Annotated in this window: 1 protein-coding gene; it reads left to right on the top strand. The window is 50.4% G+C overall.

Annotation, left to right across the window (positions count from 1 at the left end; genetic code table 11):
• The first annotated feature begins 458 nt into the window (after window positions 1–458).
• Complete coding sequence (locus BHE89_RS17750) at window positions 459–1,100, top strand: hypothetical protein (protein WP_024126923.1); 642 nt, start codon at window positions 459–461, stop codon at window positions 1,098–1,100.
• Window positions 1,101–1,257: the final 157 nt, after the last annotated feature.

Genomic DNA, 1,257 nt, shown 5'->3' with positions numbered 1-1,257 from the left:
CCTGTACAGACCGCATTGCAGGAACTGCGAATTTGTTCCAAAGGAACAAACCGATACGCTGGAACACTTTAGCGAGAACGATGAAGGAAAAAGCAAATGCCTTCGCGCCTACGTACAGTGCGCCCAGAGATGCAAGCAGAACTACAATGAAAGTGATGATGTGCATGGTGTTGCTCCTATAAGAAAAATCAGGGGCAACACCCGAAAACCGGGAGAAGCCCCCGGCTTGGGGTTAAGTAATGCCATACGGCATAAGACTAGATGCTGTTTGTTTTCGGAGACCAGCTATCTCACTTATAGCCGCAGAGCGACTAAGATGGCTTAAATATAGCTCACCTTTGCTCAACAGAAAACGCTGTAACTGTCCATTTTGGGCACTTCGAGATGTCAGGTTACAGATTGACCGCATTTATCCTTTCCAGTGCGTTTATCTGTACCTCAACTTAGGAGTATCTCTAATGGCAGAAGCACAAGCAGCAGTGGGCACAAGCAGCGACCGCAGCAACCACTACTCTCGCCCTGTTTTCAAGCAAGTTCTGAAAGTGAACAGCCTCCAGGCTCAGCGCGTCATGGAACGCAGCTTTGAGCGAGTTTCCAACTCCCTGTTCTCCATCGACGTTATCCTTCGCATCATCGGTGAGCAGGACGAAATCGACCAGGTTGAAACCGTCATCCTGGAACACATTTCCAAGGTCTCCGAAGACCTGGACAAAGCTACCGCCCAGCTCAACAAGCTGATGGAAGACAACGGCATCGACATGATGCCCGGCTACACCAACCCGAATGAATACACCATCGAGATCAACTCTCCTCAGGTTGCTCAGTTCGCACACCTGATCCGCAAACTGGATACCCTGATGGGGATCGTTGACACTCTCTGGCTGAACACCGTACTGACCAGCAAGCAGCGCACCGACGCCACTTACCAATGGCAGCAACGCCTCATCAAGCTGGCCGGTCGAATCATCGGCATCGAGAAACGGGCTCGCATTTCCGCCCACAGCAAAGGCAAAGAAGGTGAAGTGGCCGAAGCCGCTCCGGAATCTGCAACCGGCGACAAGGAAATCGCAGACGAAGCCGAGAAAACAAAAGCAGCATAACCCAGCCCAAACCTTTGCCCCTCGCCCGAGGGGCTTTTTTTTGTCTTTTATGGTTGCATTTTTTGATGCTGTGATATTATCGAAGTAAATCAGATTCAACTCAGGTAAGAACGGAGAACAACATGAAAAAGGCTTTAATCACCACCGTGGCTATGGC

The sequence above is a fragment of the Shigella sp. FC1967 genome (assembly GCF_001743005.1).
Classification (GTDB): Bacteria; Pseudomonadota; Gammaproteobacteria; order Enterobacterales; family Enterobacteriaceae; genus Proteus.
The sequence above is the reverse complement of the archived record's forward strand: the minus strand, read 5'-3'. Positions and strand labels throughout refer to the sequence as shown.

Excerpts from the sequence above, each read along its gene's own strand:
- BHE89_RS17750 (WP_024126923.1), top strand. The coding sequence starts at position 459 with ATGGCAGAAGCACAAGCAGCAGTGGGCACAAGCAGCGACCGCAGCAAC.